The sequence below is a fragment of the uncultured Dokdonia sp. genome (genome assembly GCF_947492815.1).
Classification (GTDB): domain Bacteria; phylum Bacteroidota; class Bacteroidia; order Flavobacteriales; family Flavobacteriaceae; genus Dokdonia.
Genome location: NZ_CANLOB010000022.1, coordinates 67,036 through 88,213, shown reverse-complemented (window position 1 = coordinate 88,213; position 21,178 = coordinate 67,036). Strand labels below are relative to the sequence as shown.

Below are 21,178 nucleotides of genomic sequence, written 5' to 3'. Positions count from 1 at the left end.
AAATCATAAAATGAGATACACTTTATTATTAATATTTACTCTTTTAACCTTGATTTCTTGTAAAGAAAATAAAGAAAAAAAAGAACGGCAAAAATCAAATGGAGAAAAACCTTCTTCTGCACAATTAATTTCAGAAATGGACGACAACGAAGATGAGAAATTATCAATAAATGAAGTAAAAGGACCAATCGCAGAAGATTTTAGTAATATAGATAAAGACGATGACGGCTTTTTAACTTTAGAAGAACTTAATCAAGTAGAAAAAAATCAACCGAATAGACCACCACGAGGAACAAATGCAAACAAAGATTTATCGAGTGAAATTGACACTTCCATTAAAGTAGTCGATGTTAATACCGATTTCTTTATTTCAGAAAACATAATTGGAGGAATTCAAAAACAAATGGTTGAATTAAATGGAATTGAAACACTTTGCTATGTTATAAAAACAAATTCTCAAGCAACTGAACATCAAATGGGACCTTGGTGTCCTAGACATATTGAAGATGGAATGGAAAAAGCTGGAATATGGTTTAAAGATGATAAAGTTTATGATGTTTCAGGACATTTCATTGCCAATTTAGACGAGTTCTACAGCGATGATAAATGGAAATTATACAGAGAAGATGGAACTGTAAAAGTGACTGATACAAAAGAAGGCTGTATTGCAGCAGCAAAACCAGAAGTAGATGAAGAATATCAAAACTATTGTGTGGAATGCTTGCCAGAATATTTCAAGGACCAAGTAACAACTTTTGTAATTCCGGTAACACCAAAATATTTAAAAACCACTCAAAGTTTTGGAAGGGGTGGTATAGGTATTGCATTTAATGGTGTTAAGTACGACCCACCTGCACCAACACACGCAATATTAGCAGCTCATACGATTGCACCATTGGATGACCATGGAGGACACGTAAATCCTCATGGAGGTTATCATTACCATGCAGTTACTGGCTCAACAAAAGAAATCGCTCAATCTGATTCACACTCATCAATAATTGGTTACGCTATTGACGGATTTGGAATTTATGGATTGACAGACAAAAACGGAAATAAACCAACCGATTTAGATGAATGTGGTGGACATTTCGATGATGTAAGAGGATATCATTATCACGCTGGAGAACCTGGAGGGAATCAGGTTATAAAATGCTTACACGGATTATCTGGCTACACAGAAGTAAAGGAGTAGAAAAAACACTATACACAACAATGGCTATAAGTAATTGCTTGTTCTCGCCTACTTCTGAAAATCCTCGCGGATTTTTAGCTTGGTGTGTGCTTGCAAGGTTAAGTGCTAAACCACGTAACTACTCATAGCCGAGACCGTTGTAACACATTTGAAAAAAACTTTGAGAACAACAATAATATTACTTCTAATTTTAGTTTCGTGCAATTGCTATGGACAAAGAAATGGACTTTATAAATTCCGTGCTGAAAATGGCAAGTTCGGATTTATGGATGAAACGGGGAATATTAAAATCAAAGCTGAATATTTGAGAGTTGGAGATTTTAACGAGGGACTTTGTTACGTTTCTAAAGAGGTTATAGAGAAAGGCTACAAATGGATTTTTATAGATACAATAGGAAATAAAGTATTTGATATCAAAGATAACTTTCCAGAAACTAAATTTAGTAATGGATTTGCTAGAATATCAAGCTTTGAAGAACATTGGTTTATTAATAAAAAAGGAATAAATGAATTTGGTAAAACCTGGAATGGTGGTATCGGTAGTTTTGAAAGTGGTTATGCAGTTGTTAGTGAAAAACGGCTTAAAGGTTCTTATTTCATAAATACTAAAGGAGAAAAGCTTGAAAATTTTCCCGTGGCAAGACTAAGACCATTTAGTAATGGTTATTCAACATATTATAAAGATGGATTCTTCATTATTGATAGTTTAGGCAGACAAATCGGTGAGAAATTTAATCTTATTGATGGATACCGTGAAGGTCTTTTTAGAGTTAAAAATGTTGAGAAATGGGGTTTTGTTGATGTGAATGGAAATTTAGTAATTGATTTTATTTACGAAAAAGATAGAAGACGAGAATTTGATGAAATACTTAAATTAAATATAGATTCATTAGACGCTCTACCAAAAGCTCCTTTAAGAAATGTATCATTGTTTTATGAAGGCCTTGCAAGTTATCAGAATAATAACTTGTATGGATTTATTAATAAAGAAAATAAAGTTGTAATTAAACCTCAGTTCAAAAAAGTCAACCATTTTTCTGAAGGCTTTGCAGGTGTATCGATTGATGGAAAAAAATGGGGTTTTATAGACCAAACAGGAGCTTTTGTACTTGAGCCTAATTATTTTAAAGTTGACAACTTTAAAAACGGAGTTTGTGGTGTTGTAATTAATGAACAAGAATTTGAATTTGCTAATGATTATTTTATTGATGCCTTAATTGATATCAAAGGTAAAATATTAATAGAAACAGAAATGCATTGCTATTTAGGGTTTCAAGGAAAATTAATAGAATATTATGGCGCACCTCATTTTGCCGGCGGAATTTATTATCTAAATAAAAATGGAGAAAAAATCACACCAACGGAATAAAAACGTGTGGTAACAATGTATAAAAAAATAGGGGAAAAGTACTTAATCGAAAGGTCGTCGTCCATTTGCAAAGTCGCCAAATCTTTTGATTTGGTATTAAAAGAGAAAAATTAAAACAAAATACAAAAGATTTGGCTTGTGGCTAAACCGAGAATAATCGCTTATTTTCTTCCCAACTTGCCATATATTTAACGTTGGCAAAACATTAAATGAAACAGTACAAAAAGGATTTACTAAAAGGGTTTGGAAAAAGAAGATTCGAAATTACCGAATTACATAACGGAGAATCTGTTCCCTGGTGGATTGAGGAAAAATGGATTATAAACGGATTAAAATCTGAATATCCATTTGAAAAACTGTATGTGATTTTTTTAACTGACAAAAATTGGGAAAGCGGAATAAAGACAGTAGACGAAATTCTAGTTACTGAATTAGAAATGAAAAATTACTCTGATTATAGCTCAAAGATTGCAGAAATGAATATGAGGAATGGGAATTTTAATGACAAACTTGAACTGTTCTGGACGGAATTTGATAAAAAATAAAAAACGTTTACCAACAACATATATGTGGCATAGCAGCTAAGTGATAAATCGAATGGTTCTTGTATTTTTGGTAAGGCGCAATACTTGCAGAAAGTAAAAGTTAGCAACCAATGCGCAGAAAAATCGAAAAGCAAGGTAACATTTCGCCCTGCTACGACACATATATTAAACGTTGCCAACAATTAGAATGAACGACAGATATAAAAATCACCAATTTTTCTCACCAGAACATATTTTCGATTATGAGAATATACAGCAGTATGATAATCCGAAAATAAACTCTGAAAATATTCGAATTGGAAGTTTGTCTTTTCAATGGCACGTTGCTACAAAAAAAGAAAAAGAACGAGTAAAAAACGAATGGATTAAAATAATCCCAAGCTTGAATAAAGTAAAGCGGATTTCTATCACTTGTGGAATTAGTCAAGAGTTTCTTGATATTTTTTGTGACTTACAGAATCTTACGGACTTAAGAATTGATAGTTCAAAAGCGACTAACTTAAATCCAATTTTAAAACTGACAAAACTCAAAAGGTTAGAATTGGAAAGATTCACACAACTTAAAGACATTTCGCCGATTGCAAAAATTAAACTGACTCATTTAAGAATTGAAAACTCTTTTAAAGTTGAGAATTATGAAAAAATTAGAGAAATAACTTCTCTAATTGGACTTTCATTAAATGGAGATACTTTTGCTCCAAAAAATTTGAGACTTAAAAGTTTGAAACCATATGAAAAGCTTAAAAATCTTAAACATTTAGATTTAAACTCAGCTTCTTTAATTGACAAAAATTCATACATCAGTCTTTTACAGCTTAAGAGTTTGGTTAGATTCGATATTTTAGTAATTGTGCCAAAAGAAATTAAAAAAGTCATTTTGGAGCAACATAAAACCTTGAATTCGGGAAATTTTACTGATTGGGACGATAAGAATAAAAAGTTTTATGATGACAAAGATTGGGAAATTAAAAAATTAGAAGAACTAAAAAAATAACTGTTCGCAACACGGTGTATAAAACATAGCTAATAAGTCCTAAACCGAAAGGTTTGTGTATATTTAGGAAGTCTGCCAAATTTTTAATTTGGAATTTAAAAAGAGAAAAATTAAAAACAAAATATAAAAATTCAGCTCTGTGTTAATCCGAAAAATTAGTGTCTTTTTACACACTACGTTTCATACACAAGTCCGTTGATGGTTAATTACCTTCGGCCGCAGTGTTATATGAAATAAAAAAATAAAAGTAATATCAGAAAATTAAAGATATAAGCAAACTACAACTTTCTAATTAAATCAAATCTGAGAGCTATTAGATAATTCGAAAAACAAAATACGTAGACAATTTATACAAGGTAAGAGCATCAATTTTATTCCCACACCGCTAATTGACCATCAACGACCAATATGTGAAATGCCTAAAATAAGAACATTGCATACTAACTAAAAAAGGGGATCCGAAAGCAACAGACAACACCCCAGTATAAAGCACACAAGGCATTCCAAAAGCTCAACGCAGGGCGACCTAATCCAAAAGAAAATACTAACTTACACATGCAATAATAAATACCAAAACCAATGAAAGCCAACCGAATGCCCTGCATGCTTTATACATTGGACGTTAGCTACCATATAAACAAACATATGAATAAAATTCTTTTCTATTTGATAGTTTGCTCATTCTTAAGTTGTGCAAAAGAAAAAGAAATAAATCAAGAATTCGGGAATATTCCAACTGAATTAATAAATGCTTTAGAATCCATCAATAAAAGTCAGAAATTTGAAATTAATCCATCTCAACCGAATACAATAGTTGGAAAAAGTGGAACAATTCTAATTATTCCAGAAAATTCAATTGTAGACCAAAATGGTAATGTTGTTTCCAAAAACGTTTATATAGAAATTAAAGAAAACTTTACTAAATCAGACTTTATAGCTTCTAATTTACAAACTATGCATAACGATAAAATTCTTGAATCGTTAGGAATGGTTTTTCTATCTGCCAATGATGAAAACGGGAATGAATTAAAAATAGCAACTGGGAGATCTATAAGATTACAAATTCCTCAAAAAGGTATTAAAGAAGATGCAAAAATATTTTTAGGAAACAGAGATGAAAATGGATTAATCAATTGGGACATAATTGAAGAGCCTTCAAAATCTTTAACGCCATATCCAATAAAATTTATAAGTAAAAATCGTTTTTTAACCGAATGTTCTGAATATTATGGTATTACTACAGATACTTTAAAATACATGGATTACAATTATTTTGGGAACATAACTGATTTTGAAAATACAATTTTAGCTACAAAAGAATTTTCAGATAGATTTAGTACAACTTGTTGGAAAGATGTTTTAAATATTTACATAAATAATCTTGATAAGAACCTTTGGGAAATTGACGAGTTAACTGTTCAATATTTTATCAAAGATTCAACAGAAAGAGTTAATTACCATTTAAATAATATTCCTCCAGGACTATATGGAGGTCCTAGAACGAAAATGCAAAAAGAAGCTCACGAGTCAATATTAAAACGAGCTAAAGAACACGGACATTGGACAATTGAATTACACAAAAAATTCGCATCCCAAAAATTAACTAAAATTGACTCAAATCTAATAATTGACACAACAAAACTCAAGGAATTGAATAATGTTCTTTTAACCTATGACGCAATAAACTTTGGATGGATTAATGTAGATTTCTTTTACGAAGACCCAAAGGCAATTCCAACTAAATTAGCTGTAAAGACTAAAGGAAAGTCAAATTTCACAAGCCTGATTTTAGAAGAAAGAAATGTCATTTTAAGTGGAATAGAAAAAACAACAAATGAATATTGGTTTACGAAAAATGAAGATGGTTACAACAAATTACCAAAAGGAGAAAAAGCAATAATCATATCAATCGGATTTGATAATAACGGACTTATTTTCGGTGAGAAAGTTATCGTTATTGGAGAAAACGAAGAAGAAATTGTTGAAGTGAAACCAATAAGTGAAATTGAATTAAAAGAAAAGTTGAATAAATACGGTAGCTAACACCGTATAAAATTAATTGCTAATGCAGGCGTGCTTACGAAAATCCTCGCGGATTTTCTATTAGTTTTGTATTTTCTAAATTAAGTTTTTAAAACACGCAACAAACCATATACAAACACGTTATGCAACATACTTGAAAACCGTAATTAACATTTGAAAAAGTCGCTAAAAAATATATTTGAATTTTTAATTGACAATCGGATTTACAACAAGGAATTACAAACCAGATACTATTCAGGAATTGTGAAACCTCAAAACAGTAAAACCGAAAAAGTAGTTTCACTTTTATATCATATTGCAAATACGCAAAGTCAACCTAAAATTGACAACTTAGCGGAATTTTATAAAAAAATCTATATGAATACTGAACTGCTGAATTCGTTTTCAGGGTTTATGTCTGTTATTAAATCAAACGGAACTGAAATGGCCAATTATAGTGGACTTTTTAACGGAATGAAAAACCAAAATGGATGGGGAGACAAGACTTCTGCCCTATTTGCAAAGACTATTTTTCATTTACATAATAATGAATATCCGACTGAATTGAAAATATGGAATGATGCACCAACTGATTTAGAGAATAACGATTCATTTTATTTACCTGTTGATGCAGTTATTATTGCTATTTTTAAGGAAATTAACCCTAAAAGTTGGAACTTTAAAAATGTCAATAAAGTCATCAAAGAAAATTATAGTGGAAAAGATATTGAGGTTTGGGATGATTTATGGTTTTGGGGATTTATTTCGCAAATTGGAACAAGAGATGGAAGGAAAATGGGATGGAATTTAAATAAATATTGGACTTTAAGAGAAAGTGATAAAAGACCAAAAATGATAGCTGAAATCAAGAATAAATCAGAGCAGTTTCTGAGAATATTGCATGATAGTACGTTGCACAATAATGTATATAAAAAATAGCGCAAGTCTTTAATAACACTAAGGTTTTGGCGTTTTCGGAAGTCGTCAAATTTAAAAATTTGACGACTTCCAACGAAAAAGATAAATAGTAAAATTTAAAATCTGGCTTGTAGCTCAACCAAAAAATAATCGCTAATTTGCACGCAACGAGCCATACACAAGACCGTTAGGCACAATTTGAAGAAACATTCAAAACTTAATGAAAAAAGAGGAAATCAAAACATATCATTTTCTAAAAAACGAACCTAAAAAACGGCAGTTTGATATTTATGATTTAAAAGAATATCAGAAATTGAATTCCGAACATTCTTCAAAACCTCATTCTCACAGCTTTTACCAATTAATTTGGTTTAAAAACAATAAAGGAAGCCACATTATTGATTTTGAGAGCTATCAAATAAAAGAAGACAGAATATTCTTTGTAGCAAAGAATCAAATTCATTATTTTGAAAAACGTTCTGACTATCGTGGATATTTAATTCATTTCAACGAATCATTTCTTTTGAGCAATGAAACTGATATTAATTTTTTCCTTACCTATTCAATTTTCAATAATAAACAAGAACCGTATTTCCAAACACCAAAAAATCTTGAGCATAAACTAATAAACTATTTATCTCAAATTGAGGATGAAGTAACAAATACTAATGAATTTGGAAATAGCGATATACTTTCAAACTTATTAAAATCAATGCTATTAGTAATTGAACGAGAAAAAAGGAAAAATGCTGAGGCTAATAAAAAACATGATAATAGTAATTATCTTAAATTCCGAGACCTTTTGGAAAATAATTTTCACAAAAAGTGGTCTGTATCTGACTTTGCCAAAGAGCTATCAATTTCTACCAAAACACTGAATTCAATTGTCAAGTCAGAAATTGGAACAACCGTATCTCAAAACATTTCAGATAGAATTATCCTTGAAGCTAAAAGAAAATTAACACATTCCAATTCATATATAAATCAAATTGCTTTTGATTTGGGTTTCAACGACCCTTACTATTTTACCAAATTCTTCAAAAAGCAGGTTAATTGCTCACCAGCTGAATTCAGAAAATCAATTTCCTAATTTCACCTACTTTAGTCGCTTTTGTCCATTTCACAAAATTCTGATTGAACATACTTTTGTATTGTAACAAAAAATAAAAACAATGAATATCAAAAGAAAATTATCAATCGGAATATTGTCTGTATTTGCAGCAGTATCATTATTAACTTTAACATCAATGACTATAATGGACACAAAAGAAACAAATACTTATTTAGAAATTACTTTAGACATAAAATCTGAAAATCGCGGAAGTGCTGCAGGAGTGTATTTAAAGTATAAGCAGCCATTTTTAAAACAAATAAATGGAGCGACTTCTAAAGAGCTTTTAATTAGAACAGAAGATGTACAAGTTCTTCACGGATTTGAATCCGAAGACGAAGCAAAAGCTTATTTAACAACAAAACTATTTGAAAATGATGTTGTTAGTGAATTAAAGCCATTTTTGGAAAGCAACCCGGAAATTAGAATTTACTCTGTTTTCAAAAACTAAACGGAATTGGCATAAGGAAATAAAAACTGTGCCTAACGACGTATATAAAAAATAGCAGTATTAGCGCGAGCCATTTGGTTTGCGCTTTTTTATTATCTTTCCTCTATTGGAAAAGTATCTTATTTAAAATATGCTACTTTTCATATACAAACACGTTGCCAAGATTAAAAGCGAATGATATTTAAAGGACATTTTGACTCTCTAAAAGCACCTCTTGATTTCAATAAACTAACAATCTTCGAAAATAATAATGGAGAAAGATTTGTATGTAAGGAATATATTTACAAACAAGGAAAAGTTTTAAAAATCACTGACCATGTAAATCGAATTATCTCAGAATATGACTATATAAATGATAATGAATATATTATTAAGTTTTACTTGTTTGAAGATTCTATATCACACAAAGTTTTTGATTCGATTAAACAAATTACATGTTCAAATGGCAAGGAAATAAAAGAAACTTTAATAAACATTAGAGAAAACAAAGAGATTAAAATTTATACAACTGAATCAGAATATTCTGGTGATTATTTGTTGTTTGAACGTATTGTTTATCATTCAGATGGAGAAGAATTTAGAATAAAGCACGAATGGAATGATAAAAAAACATTAAATTATATTACTCATTTAGATGAACCTGACAAAGTAAGATATTCATTTAATAAAAATCGTTTTCTAACTGAATGTCTTTACTTTAAATACGAAGGAAGTGTAAAAAAGACCATTTATGAATATAAAAATGATAAATTATTCAAATTGGTTCAATTTCCACATCTTGAGTATAAAAAAACTATTTTAGGTAAAATCAAAATCGTTGACGAGGCACAGTTTATGAATGAAACTTATTATTATTATTACGACAATGGTTTATTGGAAAAGGAAATTATTAAGGATTATGAGACAAAGGAAATACAGAACACCATTTACTATGAGTATAAAAAATAACTTTGACTAACACGGTTATAAAAAATAGCTAATAAATGCTTAACCAAAAGGCTTGTGTATATTTAGAGAGTCCTCCAAATAGAATATTACACGATAGCGAAATGGTCATTTTTGGCATTTAAAAAGAGAAAAAATAAAAACAAAATATAAAAATTCGGCTCTGTGTTAATCCGAAAAGTTAATATCTTTTTGTAAGCTACGTTTCATACATAAGACCGTTAGCAACAACTAAGCACCAAATAATGAATAAACTTGATGAATAATATAATAGAAGTAAAAACTAAGGTTTACTATTTAAAAATGCTATCTAGGCCTAGTATCTTTGATTCATCAATTGAGCAGGATTCTAAACTATTCAAGTTAGATAAACCAGTAGATATAAATGATTATCTATTTTATTACAAAACAATCGGCGAAAAATATAATTGGTTTGATAGACTATCTTTAGATGATTCTGAGCTATACAAAACTATTAACTCTGATAAATCTGAGATTTATATTTATTCAATATTTGATAAAATAGCCGGATTTGCTGAGTTTATAAGAGGAAGTAAATACATCGAAATTTTATACTTTGGATTATTACCTGATTTTCTAGGGAAAGGATTGGGCAAAGATTTCTTGAGTAAAGTTATAAATAGAGCTTGGAATGATTCCCCACAATGGGTACAACTCAACACCTGTGAGCTAGATCATCCTAATGCACTTCCTACATATAAAAAATTAGGATTTGAGCTAGATAGAATAGAGATTGAAAACAGAAAAACTATTAATAGCAGTTGCTAACACTATATATACATCATGTGAAATAATCTTTTTGAGTTAATGCATGATTCCTTTTTGCTAAGCCATGCATATAATTTTGATTAGTCGCTGGTTTGAATTAAGTTAGCATCAAACAAAATATATGCACTCGTGCCCTACTCGAAATTCCTTGAGTTTCCGCTCGCCCGAATGCATATATTCACCGTTGTACACAATATTACTACGCAAAAACAAGAATGAAAAAATCTAAAAAAGATTGTCATAAAATAGACTTTATTGAAAGCTGGAATTCTATTGAAGAATTTTATAGTTCCTTTATTGAAAGTTCGAGTTCAAGTGGTAAAGATGCTTTACGTTTGATTAAACAAATGCAAGATTTAGGGCTAGATGAAAAAAATAAGAGCTGGACTGGCATTGACGACTTTCATCTTATCAAGGAATAGAAACTATGGTTTAGATAAAGAACCTCACATACAAATCCTTTTTCTTGGAAATAACAAGATGAGTGTTATGCCAAATTTTAATGGAGAAGATATTTTTAATAGCCCAGATGTAAGTGTTAAATTTGAAGTTAATTATACTGGATATCTTTATGAAATGGTTCAAAAGTTATTAGATGAAAAAATAATATTGAATGAATATGAAGAAGAAGACTTTGACACATTTTTTGCTTCTTTAGATAGTGAATGACACAAAATAGAATTCTAAAAAATACTGTATAGAACAACGTGTATAATTTATTGCTATCCCTTACTTACTTACAAAAATCCATATGGATTTTCTATTCGGTTTGTATTTAGATAATTTAATTACTGAAACATATGCCTAAACATGCAAAACACCTTGGCGCCAATTGTAAATAATGCAGAAACTGAAATTCATATACCTTTTTTTTATTCTATGGGTCGTAGGATGTAAAACCGACAATAAAAACTCTGCAAAGAATCTAATTGGAGAGTGGAGCGAAATAGAAAAAACTAATTCTGATGATTTTTTATCATCGCCACCATCTCCAAGATTTGATAGACCTTTTGGTATTGGATTCTCAAAAGAGAAAATTGAATTGTTTAACGGATTTAAAAGATATGAGCAAGATACAATTACAAGAGAACGACATCTAAATTATAAAGGAACGTTTACTGATTATAAAGTTAAAAATGACAGTATTTTTATTTTAAATCTATTTAATCAAAACTGGGAGTTTAAATGGGAAATTAAAGAACAATTAACTGATACTTTAGTTCTTAGAATAAATGACTCGACCTTCATTAAACTTAAAAGAATAACAGAAAAAAGAAGCAATTTATTTGACCAAATTATATTCTCAAGTACAGGTTGTTATGGCTCTTGTCCAATAATAGATATTTCAATTAATAATAAAAATAAAATATATTTTCAAGGAGAAGGTTATGTAAAACCATTAGGGTTTTACGAATCCATAATTGATAATATTAATACTAACTACATATTTTCAAAGTTTGAAAAAGCAAATATTGATAGTTTAGAAAGTGAGTATGTAGTTGATCATACAGATGATGAAAGTATTACAACAACCTTTGTAAAAAATGGTCAAATAGTTAAAACAATTCACGATTATGGAAAAGCAGCTCCCAAAGAATTAATTTGGGCTTATGTTCCAATCGAAAATCTACATACACAAATAGAGCTAGATAGCTTAGTAAATGATGCCCCTTTTTACCCAAAGTTACATTACTATACTTTCGAAAAAGATTCGAAGTTATTGCGATTAGAAAAATCTGAGAGCTTCTTTTTATGGACAGAAATTAAAAAGTCCAAAATCGTAAATAAGGAATTTAAACCTAAATATTCTATTGGATTCAGAGAAAATTATACATATTGGGGACCTGACCCAAACGAAAATAGAAAACATCAATATAAAATTGATAAGATTGAATCTGATGGGAAACTTTTTAGATTTTCATTTGAAGGTCAAAAATCAATAACATACGATTTAGGATATGACTTTATCAAAAATAATTTTAAAGAAACTGATTTTAAAAATAAAACGAAATACGATTAAAAAACTGGTGGTAGTAATGGTTATATAGATAATACAGGTTTTAGTGTTTAAGCGCTAATTCAACAGCAGTTAAATAAAGCATGCCAAATGCAGATACTTGAAAAACACATCACTTTTTCAACTAAAATTTGGTTAAAAAGATTATTTCATTAAGTTCGGTATAACATTATTTAAACATTTAAATGAAGATACAAGAGTTAAAAGAACTATCTACGTTTCAGTCTGATCCCTTCTATAATGAAATGTATACTCAATTTTTAATCTCAGATGAACACGTCCCTACTCTAATTCGTTGCGGCTCTTGGCTACTAGAGTTTAAAAATTATGAGCTGATGAATTTATGGAAAGAAATTTACATCACCTTTCAAGAAAATATATTACGGACTCCCTCAATAAAGACAATCATTAATTTCGAACCTTTTCAAGAATTAGATAACTGTCATTTGATTCTCAGTAGAGGTTTTCATCAAGCTTATACGACCCAGTCATATGCTAGTTACTTAAAAAGAAGAGATGATTGCAGACCAAATCAATGGATCAAACGAGATATATCATTATTAAATAATGCATTAAAGGAGCAATCAAAATTTAATCTTGAATCAAAAAACCAAAATGAAGTATTGAATGGACTTATAACTAAATCTTTCATCGAAGGTAACTCAGAATTAAAATGGGCAAGTATAAATGGCATACCTTGGAGACTATACATTCCTCCAATATCTGCAGAAGATATTGAACTTTGGAAGAAAAATAGCTCTTCAATTTAAGTACGTAAAAAGAATACGTCCCAAATCTATAAGTTGGCTAAATATTTATTTAATAAAATTACTTATGCCCATCAATATAAAATTCTTTAAAACGCAACTATCAAAATATAAGTCACCATTAAAGGTTCTTGAAGTTACTATTAGTAGTGGGTACGATAAACAAAAAGGTGAGTGGAGCCAAATCTATTTGGATGTAATAGGTATCTTAGAAGAAGCGAGTATAGAAGATTCACGATACAGACCAGTAACACTATTTAAATCAAATGAGTACACGGAAAAAGATCTAAAAAGAGGTGTTTAATAGCTTTAGAGAAATTGCTAATTCACTGCAAGTAGAAAGTTCTTTGCAAGAACGATTACAAAATGCCTTTTTCAAATATGAGAAATCTAGACCCGATTTTGCAGAATTGATTTCAAATTGTGAAAAACACATCTCCATCTACAAAAAAATGCGTAAACTATAATGCAAGTATTTTCGATTCAAATACATTAATTAGGAATATATAAATGGAGAATTTTGATAGTATAGAATGGAGTGTAATTTGGGATATCATTAAAAACATTGTGCTACCTCAAACAGGAACCCTAATTTTTAACACCATTATTTTTTTATTTCTTGGACTAATTATATCAATCTTTTATGTAATTATACTACACAAGAAAAAAGTTTTAAAAAGAAAACAGAAATATTACAACTGGGCAACAAAACTATATATTCCTGTGCTTATTATTGGTTTTCTATTTCTTTTTGGAAATATTGGTTTTATTACAGGTGTATACAAGGTTTTAGATCACGAGAGTGAGGCTATCATCTCTAGTGTTTATAACAATATTCTTAAACTATCTTTTGAATCAGAGGAAAGTAAAAATGAATATATTAGTAAATTACAACAATCAGCGCGAGAGGTTAAAGATAGTTCTAATGCTTTAGAAGAATATCTAAAAATAACAGCAACAGAATATAATACAGGATATTCTGTCATCGATGATAATAAAAATAAATTAGCAAACTTTCTAATCGGTAAGTATGGAGATGATATTTACAAAATATCTGTCTATGGTATGCTAAATGCCGCTGGAGCAAAAGCCCATGTTAATATTGACGAATCATTATCGTATGAAGAGTTTAGTACTGGAATGGACTTCTTATTAGATGTAGGACATAAGGATATTGAACAAGCAATAAAAGATAAATTAATAGCATGGTTTGATTCTTTATTATACAATCAATATACATCTTTGGTTATATCTCAATTAGCTATATTACTCATTATTATCTGTCTGCCATTAATCGATTTTTTTATTTATAAAAAATGGATAGAACCAAAATATTCTAATTAAAAAATATTTGCTAACAACCTGTATCATTAATTGTTAGTATTTGTCTACTTCCGAAACTCCTTCGAATTTCTCTCTTACTTGTCAACTTTTGTTAAATTAGATGTCAAACCACATAACAATTTTATACGAAATGTTACATAAAATCAATGATCACTAGTTCTGGCTAAAGTTTTCGAAACATAAAAATTATAGATCTTAAGGGTAAAAAACTGATCAATACTCTGTAAAAAATCATTATATCAAAAAAAAATAAGGAATTACTAGAATGTTATAGAATAACTTTATACATTATTTGCGTTAATATTCATTAATGTTTTCCATTAACAATACTATATTTGAACTACAACTAAATTCAAGCGTATACTAACATATTGAAAGGATCAACCAAATACACTAAGAACATCCTCTAATATCAGAGCTTTAAATACTAATGGAAGACAAACAAATTGAAAATACACCCAAAAATGGTATTCAAGGATTAATTAAAAATTGGCAAAGTGATTTAATTGCAGCAGTGAGTGTCGCACTCATTGCTTTACCACTATCATTAGGTATTGCTTTAGCAGCAGGAGCTCCAGCAATGTCAGGTATCTTTTCAGCTATTATTGGAGGCGTGGTCACAACTCTTTATCGAGGAGGACATATATCTGTTAACGGACCAGCCAAAGGAGTCATCGGGGTGATCCTTTTAGGGATTACTTTAATGGATGATGGCACAGGACAAGCCTTTAATTATGTATTGGCCGCTGTAGTAGTTTCTGGTGCATTACAAATGTTATTGGGAATATTGAAATTAGGTCGACTTGCAGATATCTTCCATTCTTCTGTGATTCATGGGATTTTAGCTGCCATTGGAATTATCATATTTGCCAAGCAAATCCATGTAGCAATGGGTACGCACTCAGATAGTCCAAGTATTATACAAAATCTTATAGATGCAGTACTTTATTTACCGCAAGCAAATCCGTTTGTAGTGATTATTGCATTAACAGGATTGCTTTTATTATTGTTTTATTCTAAAATTAGCAATCGATTTTTTCAACTATTGCCGGCACCAATGTGGGTGATCGCTCTTTCCATTCCGTTAGTATATATCTTCAATTTCTTTGACGAACATACACTTTCCTTCTTTGGCAAAGCCTATAAAGTAGGCCCTGAGCTATTGTTAGATATTCCTGATACAATTACAGATTCAATAATGCATCCTAACTTTAGTAAAATTAACACCATTGAATTCTGGACAACGGTATTTTCTATGTTGATCATCACAAGTATAGAATCCTTAGCCATAGCAAAAGCAGTTGATAAAATTGATCCTTATAAACGAAAAACGGACTTAAATAAAGATTTAACAGGTATTGGGTTAAGTACGATGGTAGCGGGTCTTATTGGAGGGTTACCTATTATTGCTGTAATTATTCGAAGTACAGTCAATATCCACAATGGTGCGAAAACAAAGTGGTCTAATATGTATCAAGGACTTTTATTGTTACTATTCATTGTGGTATTGAGTCCTATAATGAGGCAAGTACCGCTATGTGCTTTTGCTATTTTACTCGTCTATACAGGGTTTAAATTAGCATCACCTTCAGTCTTCAAACAATCTTATAATCAAGGAACCGAACAACTTATATTCTTTATAGGAACGATGGTTTTAACCCTTTATACTAATTTATTAATTGGTTTACTGGGCGGACTATTATTAGCATTGGTAACTCATATGCTATTGGCAAAGCTATCCATTCCTGAATTTTTTAAAATGGTCTATAAGTCACGTACAAAATTAATGAAGCGACCAGATGGCAGTTTCGATTTAAAGATTAGAGGAATTGCAAATTTTCTAGGTATTATAAAAGTTGACAAATTAGTGGCTCAAATTCCTTCTGGAGCTGATGTCAATATTGATTTATCTGAAACAAGATTGGTCGGTATGACCTATATGGACTATCTAGTTGAATATTTAAAGACGCAAAGAGCTACAGGTGGTAAAGTCTTTATAACGGGATTAGATTCGCATGTTTCATCATCTACGCATAATAGAGCCTTAAAAATTAGCTTGACCAGTGCTGCCTCCAAATTATCACAAAGGCAAAAAAGGTTACGAAATTTAGCCACTGAAAAAGATTATGAATATACAAATCAGGTAGATTGGAATACGATTTATCTAAAGAAGTTCCACTTTTTTGAGATCAGACCTATTGAACGTAAATATAATTGCCTCACGGGAACATTTAAAAATTTAAATATATCTTGGGAAATTGCAGATGTAACATTTAATGAAGGCCAAGCGTTTACAGCTGAAACATTTAACACAACATTAATGGTCTTAAAATTGAATAAAAAAATACCTGTATTTACCATAGAAAAAGAAGGGGTCATAGAAAAAATATTTGACCGAGTAATGGCATTTACAGGGTATAAAGATATCGATTTTGATATGTATCCAGATTTCTCTAAAAAATTTCTACTTAAAGGGAATAATGAAGCTGAAATACGATCATTTTTTACAGATGAAATCATTCGCTTTTTCGAAAATCATCAGATTTATCATTTAGAAAGTAATGGCGAAGCATTAATCATTTTTGATAAAATCAAACTAGCTCGTACAGATGAAACCATTGCATTCATAGATTATGGTAAAGAATTGGCCACACTCTTAAATTGAAAGACGACATGTTAATGGAGTAAAGAACGTAAAAGATACAACCAAAAATATCACTTATACTATTTATCGATTTTGGTGAATAACAACACTAAACTATACGAGTACTCATAATAAGTAAATATTGATTCTTTTTAAAAACTGTCAAATTTTAAAAAAATCAATATAAAAGTTTAGGCCTGTATTGATTCAGAAAATAATATTTTTATATTCTATGCTTCATAAACAAATCCTTGTAACATGCTAAAAATGAAACCAGAAGCTATACATACAGAAATAGTTGACAGAAAAATTTTAGACGAAATAGAAATAATTCAAGAAAACTCGGATAGTTACCCTAAAGGAAAATCGAATATTTATGCAAAAAATAATGAAGGTGATATTATTTGGTATGCAGAATTACCAATAACAGGAGATATTTACCTTAATTCAATTCAATGGGATAAAGGAATAAATAAAAATGGAAAAACATGGAATGATGTCTTAACTCTATCAAATAATTCATTTGTAGTTAGTAGTTGGAACTGCTATATCGTAAGTATTGACTATAAATATGGAAAAATAATTTCCAAAGAATTCACAAAATAAACAGCTATATCTATAGTAAATCGAAAAGAGCCATTAATTTAACGTACCATTTGCTTTTAGAGGAAAAAGAATATTAAAATCCACCTAAAATAGAATCACAAAAAGATCAGATTCAAAATCGTCTTAATCTTGATGTGATTTTTTCCGCTTTCGCGAAAGCGTACCTATCAAAAAATGGATAAGACATGTGATACAAATTTTGTGTCTTTGCAAACACTTAACCATCATTAAGAACATCTGAAATGGAAATAAAAACCTTAGAAGGAATTAGCACAAAAGAAATTGTAACCGTTTTTAATGACTCATTTGCTGACTATTTTATTCCTTTTAAATTAACAGCAGCACAATTAGCATCAAAAATACTAGCTGATAAAACAGATCTTAGTCTGTCTGTTGGTGTTTTTGACGAAGGAAAATTAATCGCTTTTATACTACATGGATTTGACACCATTAATGATCAAAACGTACTATACAATGGAGGCACAGGAGTTATTCCTACAAAAAGAGGCTTCGGACTTACAAAGCAAATGTATCGTTTCATCGTTCCCATTTTAAAAGAAAAAGGAATACATAGATTAATCCTTGAAGTCATTACTCAAAATATTCAAGCGATTACATCTTATGAGAAATCTGGTTTTAAAACGAAGAGAAAACTCGTGTGCTATAAAGGTGATATTGAAATCACAAATACAAAAACTGACCTAGAAATTAAAGAATTACAACATTATAACTGGGAGCTAATGGAATCATTTTGGGACATTCAACCTACTTGGCAAAATTCTAAAAATGTAGTCAATGAGTTAAAGGACACGACCATTTCCTTAGGTGCATATATTGAAGAACAATTGGTGGCTTATGTCATTTACAATCCTTCTAACCAACGAATACAACAAATTGTTGTGAGCAAAGATTTCAGAAGACAGCAAATAGCTTCTACCCTATTTGCAGTGTTAATGAGTAGATTTGGCCATACATTTTCTATTATTAATGTTGACAAAAATGCTGAGTCTATACATGCTTTTCTGGTGCATCTAGGATTTAAATTTACTCTTGAACAGTTAGAGATGGAATTCCAATTGAATACCAATGATAACCTATAATACCTACTCCACATTGATTGATTTTTTTTCCGCTTTCGCGAAAGCGCACCCATTCATATATCAAATTATAAGAATATCAAATGAATACAATACAAACAAGCTGGGCCAAAGATACTCCTCCACATGGAACTTTTGACGATTATGTTATCATAGCATCAAAAGATACGAATGAGCGCATCCTAATGCGTCCTGAAGAATTTGAGTTTTTAACAGCTACCTTATTTGAGAATTGGAAAAAGGGGAAATCAAAATATATCCAGTTGTTAAAAGAGTGGAATGAATGTTTAGGTTTTAATGATATGAATGAAAATCCATCCATACTCTTAGATACTAATGATACCATTGAAGCTATCAAATTAATAGATGGAGTTGATACAATGATGTTTGCCACTTTAACTAAAAACGATTTAAAATTACTTCTTGATTTCTTAATTAAAAATCAAAAAAATAGGCTTACCATCTGGAAAGAATAGCAAATATCAATTTTTAAAATAAGTAAGTTTTAACTAAACTGAAAATAATGACTTATTTTCTACCTTACTTGACCTATATTTATGAAGGTATACATAAGCTGTATAAAATGTGTAGAGAACTAGAAACAATAAAATTTTGTAGCTGTAAAGAAAATCTAAACCTATCCAAACGTAAAAAACAAAATCAATATATCTGGATATTAGAACGAGTTAAGGAAGTAAACACAAGCGGCATGTTAGGACTAACGATGCTGCCAAAAGATCAACTTGACGAATTAATTCCTGAATTCATTGTGCAAGAGTTAAATACCACTAATTTATTTGACTTTGAGTATACACCAATGGATAACGACAGTCTTCGAATAGAAAGAGTGCATCGTACTAAATCTCGAAAAAAAGAATACCTTTTTGGCGAATATTTGAACTTTTATTATTCCAATGGAGCATGGCATATAGGCCAGGTAGATCCATTTTCATACTATCTAGAAGTACATAAAGATGGAAAAGTTAAAATAGAAAAAGTGACGACACACTAATGAGCATCACTCTTTATAGTAAACTACCTCTGGGCAAGTCTCGGAGTATGAAACCTTTTAGTAATGCAATAAAACCTTTTCATTGAGGTTTACTATCTTTAAAAGATAGTCAGGAACTATATAAAACGACTATCAATAATACATGAAAAACTTATTTCAAATTAGTATCCTACTATCAAGTATTGCTTGCTTTGGTCAGCATATCGTTAAAAAAACCACTCAAATAGATACCATTAAGCTTCAGGCATTTGAAGAAAAAAACATTATAGAATATAAAATTGAAAATGCAATTATATACATAAGCGCAGAAAAGTATTTAACTGAATTAATTGATGTACATACTACGTATAAAGAATTGGTATATGATATTGATAAGAATGATGCGCGTTATGATGATAAAAGACACACGTATAGATTTATTGATTCTATCAAAAGTAGTGTCGAAAACGGAATTAAAAAAAATAACACCATTAGGTTAACACATAAAATTTTTGAAAAAGAAACACTCAATGGATTAGCTAATTTTAGAGTTTATATCAATAAAGGTGACTGTGTCATATTTGATTTAAATGGTGTAAGACAATATACAGTCATCAGAAAAACAGTTCTGAAGACAAATAAAAAAGACTACGCTTCTGAATGGAGTTATTTTTATTTACTAAAAGAAGAAAATCCATTTTTAATAGCCTTGAATTGGATTACATAGAAACTGCTTGTTCAATTATTAAATCAAAAAATATTCATAGGTAATACCCATACAGATTATTATGAAAAAAATCTTATTCATATTTATATTTCTGATTTTTACATGGTCTTGTAAACAAGAAAAAGTGACCACAGTAAATAAAACTGAAATAAGAAAAATCAAACAGGGAGAAGAGCAGAATAAGGAACCAACAAATCTCGAATCAGTAAAGAGTACTGGTAATAGTGACTATAAATTCTCGCGTTCCGAAATAATAAACACGATACATTTTTACACAGAAAACTACGGAAAAGAAACTACGAGTTTTGATTTCTTTGATAACGAATTAACACCAAAGCTTTACGTTTTAGCTAAAATGATTTGTGACAATAAAGACGAAGAATTATTGACAGAATTTCTTGAAATGATTTTAGCATCTAAAGGTTCAGCAAGTGAAACACCTTCTGATATTTTTGCTGTGATATATCTCTGCAAACCTAAATTAATAATTGACTATTTAAGTACTCAGTATTCTGATGAATACTTAGCTTCACAACTTGAATTTGGTTTTAAAAATGCTACTTATAAGACTAAAAATGACATTAAAAACTACGATAAATTAAAATCAGATATTGAAAAACTCTTTAAAAAGTAATTATAGACAATA

23 protein-coding genes are annotated in these 21,178 nt (G+C 29.9%); all 23 read left to right on the top strand.

What is annotated here, in order from left to right; all coding sequences use genetic code 11:
• Positions 1-10 precede the first annotated feature (10 nt).
• The gene (locus Q1A01_RS17670; RefSeq protein ID WP_299683622.1) at positions 11-1,195 is read left to right on the top strand and encodes a YHYH protein; all 1,185 of its coding nucleotides are present in this window, start codon (positions 11-13) and stop codon (positions 1,193-1,195) included.
• 160 nt (positions 1,196-1,355) lie between these two features.
• Complete coding sequence (locus tag Q1A01_RS17665; RefSeq protein WP_299683621.1) at positions 1,356-2,564, top strand: WG repeat-containing protein; 1,209 nt, start codon at positions 1,356-1,358, stop codon at positions 2,562-2,564.
• Positions 2,565-2,773: 209 nt separating this feature from the next.
• Positions 2,774-3,109, top strand: coding sequence for a hypothetical protein (locus tag Q1A01_RS17660; RefSeq protein WP_299683620.1), 336 nt, complete (start codon positions 2,774-2,776; stop codon positions 3,107-3,109).
• Positions 3,110-3,296: 187 nt separating this feature from the next.
• The gene (locus Q1A01_RS17655) at positions 3,297-4,103 is read left to right on the top strand and encodes a hypothetical protein (protein WP_299683619.1); all 807 of its coding nucleotides are present in this window, start codon (positions 3,297-3,299) and stop codon (positions 4,101-4,103) included.
• A 645-nt stretch (positions 4,104-4,748) separates the two neighbouring features.
• Positions 4,749-6,146 carry a hypothetical protein gene (locus Q1A01_RS17650; RefSeq protein WP_299683618.1) on the top strand — a complete coding sequence of 466 codons (1,398 nt, stop codon included), beginning with the start codon at positions 4,749-4,751 and terminating at the stop codon, positions 6,144-6,146.
• Positions 6,147-6,299: 153 nt separating this feature from the next.
• Positions 6,300-7,064, top strand: coding sequence for a hypothetical protein (locus Q1A01_RS17645; protein WP_299683617.1), 765 nt, complete (start codon positions 6,300-6,302; stop codon positions 7,062-7,064).
• Between the two features lie 199 nt (positions 7,065-7,263).
• On the top strand, positions 7,264-8,133 hold the full coding sequence (locus Q1A01_RS17640) for an AraC family transcriptional regulator (RefSeq protein ID WP_299683615.1): 870 nt from the start codon (positions 7,264-7,266) through the stop codon (positions 8,131-8,133).
• Between the two features lie 82 nt (positions 8,134-8,215).
• Positions 8,216-8,605 carry a hypothetical protein gene (locus tag Q1A01_RS17635; protein WP_299683613.1) on the top strand — a complete coding sequence of 130 codons (390 nt, stop codon included), beginning with the start codon at positions 8,216-8,218 and terminating at the stop codon, positions 8,603-8,605.
• Between the two features lie 174 nt (positions 8,606-8,779).
• On the top strand, positions 8,780-9,553 hold the full coding sequence (locus Q1A01_RS17630) for a hypothetical protein (protein ID WP_299683611.1): 774 nt from the start codon (positions 8,780-8,782) through the stop codon (positions 9,551-9,553).
• A gap of 255 nt (positions 9,554-9,808) precedes the next feature.
• A complete protein-coding gene (locus Q1A01_RS17625) occupies positions 9,809-10,339 on the top strand; it encodes a GNAT family N-acetyltransferase (protein ID WP_299683609.1) in 531 nt (176 codons plus the stop codon).
• 215 nt (positions 10,340-10,554) lie between these two features.
• Positions 10,555-10,761: a hypothetical protein gene (locus Q1A01_RS17620; RefSeq protein WP_299683608.1), complete on the top strand. Its 207-nt coding sequence runs from the start codon at positions 10,555-10,557 to the stop codon at positions 10,759-10,761.
• Between the two features lie 58 nt (positions 10,762-10,819).
• Positions 10,820-11,008 carry a hypothetical protein gene (locus Q1A01_RS17615; RefSeq protein WP_299683606.1) on the top strand — a complete coding sequence of 63 codons (189 nt, stop codon included), beginning with the start codon at positions 10,820-10,822 and terminating at the stop codon, positions 11,006-11,008.
• A gap of 172 nt (positions 11,009-11,180) precedes the next feature.
• Positions 11,181-12,359 carry a DUF6438 domain-containing protein gene (locus tag Q1A01_RS17610; RefSeq protein ID WP_299683604.1) on the top strand — a complete coding sequence of 393 codons (1,179 nt, stop codon included), beginning with the start codon at positions 11,181-11,183 and terminating at the stop codon, positions 12,357-12,359.
• A gap of 182 nt (positions 12,360-12,541) precedes the next feature.
• Positions 12,542-13,126, top strand: a complete 585-nt coding sequence (locus Q1A01_RS17605; protein WP_299683602.1) for a hypothetical protein — start codon at positions 12,542-12,544, stop codon at positions 13,124-13,126.
• Between the two features lie 64 nt (positions 13,127-13,190).
• Positions 13,191-13,427, top strand: a complete 237-nt coding sequence (locus Q1A01_RS17600) for a hypothetical protein (protein ID WP_299683601.1) — start codon at positions 13,191-13,193, stop codon at positions 13,425-13,427.
• 206 nt (positions 13,428-13,633) lie between these two features.
• Positions 13,634-14,467: a hypothetical protein gene (locus tag Q1A01_RS17595; protein WP_299683599.1), complete on the top strand. Its 834-nt coding sequence runs from the start codon at positions 13,634-13,636 to the stop codon at positions 14,465-14,467.
• Between the two features lie 430 nt (positions 14,468-14,897).
• On the top strand, positions 14,898-17,132 hold the full coding sequence (locus Q1A01_RS17590) for a SulP family inorganic anion transporter (protein WP_299683597.1): 2,235 nt from the start codon (positions 14,898-14,900) through the stop codon (positions 17,130-17,132).
• A 246-nt stretch (positions 17,133-17,378) separates the two neighbouring features.
• On the top strand, positions 17,379-17,717 hold the full coding sequence (locus Q1A01_RS17585; RefSeq protein ID WP_299683595.1) for a hypothetical protein: 339 nt from the start codon (positions 17,379-17,381) through the stop codon (positions 17,715-17,717).
• Between the two features lie 242 nt (positions 17,718-17,959).
• The gene (locus tag Q1A01_RS17580) at positions 17,960-18,817 is read left to right on the top strand and encodes a GNAT family N-acetyltransferase (protein ID WP_299683593.1); all 858 of its coding nucleotides are present in this window, start codon (positions 17,960-17,962) and stop codon (positions 18,815-18,817) included.
• 80 nt (positions 18,818-18,897) lie between these two features.
• Positions 18,898-19,290: a hypothetical protein gene (locus tag Q1A01_RS17575; protein ID WP_299683591.1), complete on the top strand. Its 393-nt coding sequence runs from the start codon at positions 18,898-18,900 to the stop codon at positions 19,288-19,290.
• Between the two features lie 107 nt (positions 19,291-19,397).
• Positions 19,398-19,826, top strand: a complete 429-nt coding sequence (locus tag Q1A01_RS17570) for a hypothetical protein (RefSeq protein WP_299683589.1) — start codon at positions 19,398-19,400, stop codon at positions 19,824-19,826.
• A gap of 142 nt (positions 19,827-19,968) precedes the next feature.
• Positions 19,969-20,532: a hypothetical protein gene (locus Q1A01_RS17565; protein ID WP_299683587.1), complete on the top strand. Its 564-nt coding sequence runs from the start codon at positions 19,969-19,971 to the stop codon at positions 20,530-20,532.
• A gap of 61 nt (positions 20,533-20,593) precedes the next feature.
• A complete protein-coding gene (locus tag Q1A01_RS17560) occupies positions 20,594-21,166 on the top strand; it encodes a hypothetical protein (protein WP_299683585.1) in 573 nt (190 codons plus the stop codon).
• Positions 21,167-21,178 lie beyond the last annotated feature (12 nt).